The 7,929-nt window shown below is 46.8% G+C and carries 5 protein-coding genes; 4 read left to right on the top strand and 1 reads right to left on the bottom strand.

Features of this window, described 5'->3' with window-relative positions; translation table 11 throughout:
* Positions 1-154: 154 nt before the first annotated feature.
* The 3 genes from ACFVRY_RS22040 (at position 155) to ACFVRY_RS22030 (ending at position 3,255) form a co-directional block, all read left to right on the top strand.
* A complete protein-coding gene (locus ACFVRY_RS22040) occupies positions 155-838 on the top strand; it encodes a DUF554 domain-containing protein (RefSeq protein ID WP_387502451.1) in 684 nt (227 codons plus the stop codon).
* 22 nt (positions 839-860) lie between these two features.
* The gene (locus ACFVRY_RS22035) at positions 861-1,037 is read left to right on the top strand and encodes a hypothetical protein (protein WP_387502450.1); all 177 of its coding nucleotides are present in this window, start codon (positions 861-863) and stop codon (positions 1,035-1,037) included.
* A 226-nt stretch (positions 1,038-1,263) separates the two neighbouring features.
* A complete protein-coding gene (locus ACFVRY_RS22030) occupies positions 1,264-3,255 on the top strand; it encodes a Na+/H+ antiporter (protein ID WP_387502449.1) in 1,992 nt (663 codons plus the stop codon).
* 92 nt (positions 3,256-3,347) lie between these two features.
* On the opposite strand, the gene ACFVRY_RS22025 is transcribed toward ACFVRY_RS22030, so the two are convergent.
* Positions 3,348-4,340 (bottom strand): arsenic resistance protein, encoded by a 993-nt coding sequence (locus ACFVRY_RS22025; RefSeq protein ID WP_387502448.1) that lies wholly within the window; start codon positions 4,338-4,340, stop codon positions 3,348-3,350.
* Positions 4,341-4,557: 217 nt separating this feature from the next.
* Here ACFVRY_RS22025 and ACFVRY_RS22020 point away from each other — a divergent pair, with 217 nt between their 5' ends.
* Positions 4,558-7,851 (top strand): chitinase N-terminal domain-containing protein, encoded by a 3,294-nt coding sequence (locus tag ACFVRY_RS22020; RefSeq protein ID WP_387502467.1) that lies wholly within the window; start codon positions 4,558-4,560, stop codon positions 7,849-7,851.
* Positions 7,852-7,929: the final 78 nt, after the last annotated feature.

Raw genomic sequence — 7,929 nt, 5'->3', positions numbered from 1 at the left:
CAACGTAAACTAAATAAGCTGCCTCCGGTAGAGTACCGGAAGCAGCTTATAGCCTAGGGTCTTTTTTCAATGTCTATAAAATGGGGTCTTGACCAAGTTACTAGAGGGTTTATTTTTTTGTATATGCCAATTCTGAAGGGAGAAAGAAACGATAATGTTGGGCACGGCTTTTAATGTAATAATGATTATTCTAGGTAGTATTATTGGAAGTGTTTTTAAAAAAGGGATCAAGAACGAGTACCAAGATATCTTGATGAACGCAATGGGATTAGCTGCGCTAGCGCTTGGAATGAATACCATCGTGCAGCATATGCCTGATAGTAAATATCCAGTTCTGTTTATCGTTAGTTTAGCTCTTGGCGCTTTAATTGGGCAAAAGATTAACTTAGAAGTGAGATTCAATAATCTTGTTAGTAAGTTTTCGAAAGGGAATCTAGCCGAAGGATTATCAACTGCGATTTTATTATTTTGTATCGGTTCACTATCTATACTTGGCCCGGTCGAAGCAGCGCTAAAAGGTGATTATACTTATTTATTTGCTAATGGAATGTTGGATTTTATAACTTCTATTGTATTAGCGTCAACATTTGGTCTCGGCATCGCATTAGCTGCTGTAGTATTATTTTGCTGGCAAGGTTCAATCTTTTTAATCGCAAAATTAATAGAGAATTCTTTAAATGCAGATCTGATGAATGAGATATCTATCATTGGCGGTATTTTAATATTATGTTCAGGGCTAGGTATTTTAGGGATAAAAAAAATGAAAACATTAAATCTTTTGCCTGCATTAGCTATACCACCCCTTATGTTTTTGATTATTTTTGTTTTTAATTTGTAGTACACAATCTACATACAAGAAAATGAAAAAGGTGAATATCTTGTCCGGTTTGTTCGCCCTGCCAGTGCTGTTGGTTGTGGCCGCCGTTCTGATCGTGGTGACTCTGGTGCTGGCTGCGTTTCATTCGGCACTACGCCGGAAGCTGTACGGTCATATCTATCTCGAGCGCAAAAGCAAACTACGAATGAATACCAACTGAGTATGAATGGTTTAGCCGACTTGTGTATTGGCAAGATCAAGAACTCTAATAAGTGTAAAAAGGATCAGCGTTTCCACAATGGAGACACTGATCCTTTTTGCTACCTGGTAACCGAATCGTGGGATTTACATTCCGTTTAAAAATCAATGTTACATTAAGATTAATTCTTATTTGAAACCGACTATAACGAAAAGCTGCGGATTGCAGATATGGAGGTAAGACACGCTTGGAATTGTTTGAATTTATTTTGCTGATGTTGGCGGCAGTATCTTTATCCAATTTAGTGAACCGGTTTATTCCTTCGGTCTCTGTGCCGATTATTCAAATCGTACTAGGGATGATCATTACTTGGCTACCCTTTCACTATGAACTGAAATTAAATCCGGAGCTATTTTTGCTACTATTCATTGCTCCTTTGCTGTTCAATGATGGGAGGCATGCGGATAAAGAAGCGCTGTGGAAGCAGAGAAAGCCTATCCTTTTATTAGCGCTGGGTCTGGTGTTTGTAACGGTAGGTGTAATGGGTTATTTCCTGAATTGGCTACTTCCGGTCATCCCGCTGGCAGCATCCTTTGCACTGGCGGCTGCACTAGCACCTACTGATGCTGTGGCCGTGGGGGCACTGGAACAGAAAGTGAAAATCCCCCACCAGACGATGCAAATTCTGGAGGGAGAATCTCTAATCAATGACGCATCCGGACTGGTCTCCTTTCAGTTTGCCGTGGCCGCTATGGTCACCGGTATGTTTTCTTTCAAAACGGCCAGCCTCAGCTTTGTTTCCATTTCACTTGGTGGTGTGCTACTAGGACTTCTGCTTACGCTTGTAAAATATGGCGCGGTGAAATGGCTGCGGAGACTGGGAATGGAAAATGTCACGCTCCACATGCTGATTGAGATCATGACTCCTTTTTTGATTTTCATAGCAGCAGAGAAATTGGGAGTCAACGGTATCCTAGCTGTCGTCGCCGCAGGAATCGCCCATTCTTTTGGTTACAAGAAAATGAACCCCGAAGTAGCTAAGCTGAGAGTTGTATCCAAAAGCACCTGGTCGGTTATTATCTTTGTTTTGAACGGATTGGTATTTCTACTACTCGGTACACAGCTTCCTGAAATTATTCAGACGATTTGGAACAGCGCAGAAATAGGGAATGTTAAAGTCATTTTGTACACACTATTATTGACATTGGCTGTACTTGGGCTGCGCTTCATGTGGGCGCTTCTGATGGATATCTCCGAAAGAACTAAACCGCAGGACCCTTGGCAGATCAGATTCAAGAAGGCGCTTATCCTCACCCTATCAGGGGTGCGGGGGACGATCACACTGGCGAGTACGTTATCGCTGCCGTTTTTTCTTGATGATGGCTCAGTATTTCCAGCCAGAGATCTAATCATTTTCCTAGCGGCTGGAGTTATAATATGGACTCTGCTAGCCTCCAACTATTTGTTGCCGCTTTTATTGGGGAAAGAGACGCAAAGTGAGCAGGAAGAAGAGGATATTCAGGCGAAAATTGAGGTTCTGCGGAATGTTGTTACCGGATTAAACGACCAGACCACGGACCAGAACCGGCTGGCGACGGTCCAGATCATCAATACGTATACTTCCAGAATCCGAACGCTCAGAAAAGATGACAATCAAGATAAGGTACAAAGGTCCTTGGGCATATCTGTTCTGAAATGGGAAAGAGAGAACACGCTGATTGCGCTTGAAAAGAAAGAAGTGAATCCATATATTGCATATAGTTACCTTAACAAAACTAATAAACTGTTATTTATGCAAACAAGAGATTCCAGCTATAAAAAAGAGCTTTTCCCCATTAAGCAGTGGATCGAAATGTTCGAAAAACTGCCTCAATCTCCGTTAAGCTTCCGGGAAAGACGTGCCGAGTTGACCAGGCTCAGAATTCAAAATATGGCTTATGTCATTAAGCAGTTAAATGTTCTGCTTGCAGAAGGTGAGCCAGATCATATGGAGACCGTCAGCGCACTGATTCTACATCAGGAACGTACGCTGTTGTATCTGAGCAAAAACGAATCGGTTACGGACACCCGAAAAGAGTTCAACATCTCGCTGCAGGAGCTGGCCCGGATCGGAATTCAACTGGAGAGGGATAACATTCAATCCATGTTTGAGACAGGACGGATTTCAAGACAGGGCATGAAGGAAATGAAACGTGACATTCTCTTTATGGAGCATGATCTGCGCGAAGAGATGGCTTGAAATATCCGGCCCAGTATTTTCCAAATGAAGAAGATTGCTTAAACGGAAAGTTTGAAAAGTTCAATACCATATTCAATACAAAAAGCAGCCCTCTATAGGCTGCTTTTGCTATGTTCATGCACTTTATCCCGAAAAACTAATGAAGGAACAAGCCGTATGTAAATCAACTCACCTACAAGTTCCACAATAGTCTGAGTTACAATAACTGCCGCAGCTATGGTAGCCCATGCTCCTGGTAAAGATAATGCCAAAGGGAGAACTACGAGCGAATTTCGAGTTCCTGAACTAAATATAAGCGCTCTTCCTGCCCCAACATCCAGACGGAACCATGCCGCAATCATGCGAGATAAAATGGGCATCACAATAAGAAATAAAATATAAATTGGAAGGACGTTTAGAATAACATCAAAATCGTTGACAACCTTCTCGATTTGAGAGGCAACTACAACAATTAAGGCTAGTGCCATAAACGGAACGGGTAACCAAGCTGATAAATTAAGCGCTCTTTCTCCACTTGTATTATTTTTGGCCCACAGTTGCGTCATAATTGCCAGAAATAGAGGGATAACAATTAAAAACAAGAATGCTTCGACAAAAGGTCCAACCTTCACAATTTTAGCCGCTTCATCTCCAATAAATAACCACAAATAGAAAGGAAGCAAGACCATTTGGACAACGAATAATATAGGCGTTGCCGCTAGCATAAGCTTTTCATTCCCACGTCCCAGTTGTGTAAATACGATTACGTAGTCAATACATGGCGTTAACAGCACCAAGTAAATTCCGACTAAGATTGGGGGGGACTGGGGGAAGATCTGAGTTAATATCCATACTACGATAGGGACGATCGCGAAATTAGTGACTAATAAAGCCCCAATAAATCTTCCATTGGAAAGAGAATCTCGTAGTTGAAGAAATGGAATCTGGGCAAACATGCTATACAGAAGAATCGCAAGAATTGGGGAGATCGTAAAATGAAGCAATGAACCAGCATGAGGGCTAGTCAATCCTATAACGCCACCAATCATTAGAGCGATTACATACAGCCAAATTTGTTGATGTTCAAGTCTTTCTCTTGTTAACATTTCATTCTCCTTTCAACCATTAAGAAAATTATACTAACAAAGAGTGGAGGGGTAAACTTATTTTGTAGTACTCAATACATAGGCCAAAAGATTTATTTACATAAGTTTACATAAATCTATGTTCCTCCTAATTCTTCCACGATAGGATAGTAGACGACAAGCAGGTGGTTAATTATGGCAAGGCCTGCCGATCTATCACTGAAGGAGGAAGGGTATGATGATGAAGCATTCAGATTGGAAAAAGAAGCTGATCAAAGGCATGTTTGCAGTGGCGGTAGCCGTTCCGATGCAGTTGTTCGCATTCGGAGCCGGTCCGGCGGTATACGCTGAGGGACCAACCGACCCAGCGCCGTACATCGAAGCCAAAGTAGTCAATGAGAATGCGGGCAAAAAGATTTTGTTCGATAATACCCATGAGCAGACTGCGGGCGCAGCCGACTGGGTGATTGACGGCGCTTTTTCCGATTTCGGTAATGCACTTGCGCAGAATGGTTATTATGTCAAGGAGCTTCGCAAGACAACACCGATTACTTTAAGCGATCTATCCGCTTATGACGTTTTCATCACAGCCGAGGCCAACGTACCTTACAAAGCCAGTGAACAGCAGGCGATGGCGCAATACGTGCAGAATGGCGGTAGCATTTTCTTCATCGCTGATCATTACAATGCAGACCGCAACAAAAACCGCTGGGATGGTTCCGAGGCGTTCAATGGATACCGCCGCGGAGCGTGGGACAACCCGGCCAAAGGCATGAGCGCCGCAGAGGCCGCTTCCGATGCAATGCAGGGTGTGGTCAGTTCTGACTGGCTGGCAAATGAGTTCGGCGTTCGGTTCCGCTATAACGCCCTCGGCGATATCAATGCGACCAACATCGTCCCTCCTAATCAGGCCTTCGGCATCACAACAGGGGTATCGTCCGTAGCGATGCATGCGGGCTCCACACTGGCAATCCTGGACCCGAACCGGGCGAAGGGTATTGTGTACCTGCCACAAACTAATGCAGCATGGCCTAACTCTGTGGACCAAGGCGTCTACAATGGCGGTGGTGTATTGGAAGGTCCTTATGTGGCAGTTGCGAAAAAAGGTGCAGGTAAGGCAGCCTTCATCGGTGACTCTTCCCCGGTAGAGGATGCGACGCCAAAATACCTGCGCGAGGATACCGGCGCCAAGAAGACAACTTACGACGGCTTTAAGGAAGTCGACGATGGTAAGCTGCTGGTGAACACTGTTAACTGGCTCGCCAAGAAAGAGAGCTATACAGATTTCACCCAGGTCAGCGGCCTGACACTGGATCAGCCGACGGTGCTGCACTCATTCGAGCAGCCGGCGCTGTCCACCGAGCCAAAGCCTGAGCCATGGGCCGAGCCAAACGCCGGATACAAATGGTATGACCGCAGTACTTTCAAGGCAGGCTCCTATGGCGGACCTGCGGCTACTGCGAGCGCAGTGTACAACTTCACACATCAGGCCGTGCTACCGAATGCGCAAACTTTTCAAATCCGCGTGAGCGCAGATAATCTGCCCGCTGGCACAAGTGTATCCGGCTTCCAAGTCGGGATCTATCAGGTCAGTGGTGGCGCCCAAATCGCTAAGATTCAAAATAACGATGGCACCTGGCCGAGCAACTATGGATACAGCGCCTCCTTCAGCCTGACTGCTGATCTGAACGGTCATGCTTATAAGGACCTGACCGTGCAGATCAAACCGGGCACGACCGCTGCCTCCAACCTACGATTGCGACTGGATAGCAACAACCTGAAGACCGCATCGGTGACGGTTGGCAATGTTCCGGCTGAGCCGCTCCCAGCTGAGAAAGATCCGATTCCTGCCACGATCTCCATCGGTGAAGCCCGGGCCAAAGCAACCGGAAACCTGGTGACAGTGGAGGGGATTGTGACGACTGAGCCGGGTATTTTCGGCGGTCAGAGTTTTTACTTGCAGGATGAGACTGGTGGGCTGTATGTCTTTCAGAGCCTGAGCGGCTTTCATGCTGGTGATAAGGTTAAAGTGACGGCGCCTACTACTCTGTACAATACAGAGCTGGAGTTGTCTGACGTCGTACAGATTGCGAAGACCGGAACGGCGGCACTTCCGCTGCCGGTTTCGGCAACAGCGGTGAACAATGCTAATCAAGGCCAATTGCTCAAGCTGGCCGATGCGACGGTGACCCATATCATCAGCGCCGCCCCCAGCGGTTCGTTTGAATTCGACGCCATCGCCGCAGATGGGACAAGCACACATGTACGGGTAGATGCCCGGACAGGCATTACGAAAGACAGCTTCCCTTATACAGAAGGGCAGAAGCTGAACATTACGGGCGTAGCCGCGATTTTTAATGGCGTTTATCAGCTCAAGCCGAGAAGCCTCGCAGACTTCGTCATTGCAGAAGTAAAGAACGCACCGGTGACGACAGCAACGCTGTCGGCTGCACCGAGCGCTGCCGGCTGGTTGAATCAGCCCGTAGAAGTTAGCCTCAAGACTGCCCCAGATACGGCGACCATCTATTATTCGCTGAACGACAGTGCGGACAAAGTGTATAGCGCGCCAGTAGCCATAAGCCAAGACGGCAGTCATAAGCTTGCTTATCATGCGTTGCAAAACAAGGGCAAGGCTGAAGAACCCAAGACGCTTAACCTCAATATCGACACGACCCCGCCGACTGCAGCGTTGACGGAGTCCGGCCATACAGTCGGAGATGTGGAGGAGGGGGCGCAGCTTCAATTTGAATTGACCGCAACTGATTCCCTGTCTGGAGTTGCTTCCAAGCAGCTTCTACTGGACGGGCGGCCGATCGCCGAAGGTCAAACCGTGAACGCTGCCGATCTGGGCGCAGGAGTCCATAAGGTTGGATACGTCGTAATCGACGTCGCTGGTAATGCGGCTGAGAAAAGCTATTCTTTTCAGGTTACCAGCGGTGCTTCGCTGGCTACAGGCAAGCCCAGACAGCCAGTGCTTTCCTCAAACAGCGGCTATGCCAGCGGACTCAGCGATGGCAATTATACTGTCACCATGAATCTTTGGTGGGGGAATAACAGCACCAGCTACAAGCTTTATGAGAACGACGTGCTGATCGACAGCAAATCGCTGAAGGATGCTTCTCCGTCGGCCCAAACCACAAGTACAGAGCTTAACGGTAAGCCGAACGGCACGTATGTGTATACCGCAGAGCTGACGAACAAATACGGCACGACCAAGAGCAATCCGCTCACAGTCACAATCCGCGACGCCTCCCCGGGCAAACCAGTATTGTCCAATGACAATTGGGATGGTGATGGTGACTATAAGGTGACGATGAACCTGTGGTGGGGAACTAACGCTACGGAGTATCGTCTGTATGAAAACGGTAAGCTTATTGACACTCAGGCCCTGAAACCTGGCGTGCAATCTGCGCAGAGTGCTGAAACGAGCATCAGCGGACATGAGCTCGGTTTGTACGAGTATCAAGCCGAGCTTGTCAACGCGACGGGCGCGACCGTTAGTGACACAATCAAGGTAACGGTGAACCGTTAAGGAAATGAACGTTAACAAAGAAGAGCAGCCGGATATGGCTGTTCTTCTTTTTACATTGGAGAATATTTATCGTGAATT

The organism is Paenibacillus sp. NPDC057934, assembly GCF_042887565.1.
Classification (GTDB): Bacteria; Bacillota; Bacilli; order Paenibacillales; family Paenibacillaceae; genus Paenibacillus_AQ.
Note: the sequence above shows the minus strand (reverse complement) of the source record. Positions and strands in the feature narration are given on the sequence as shown.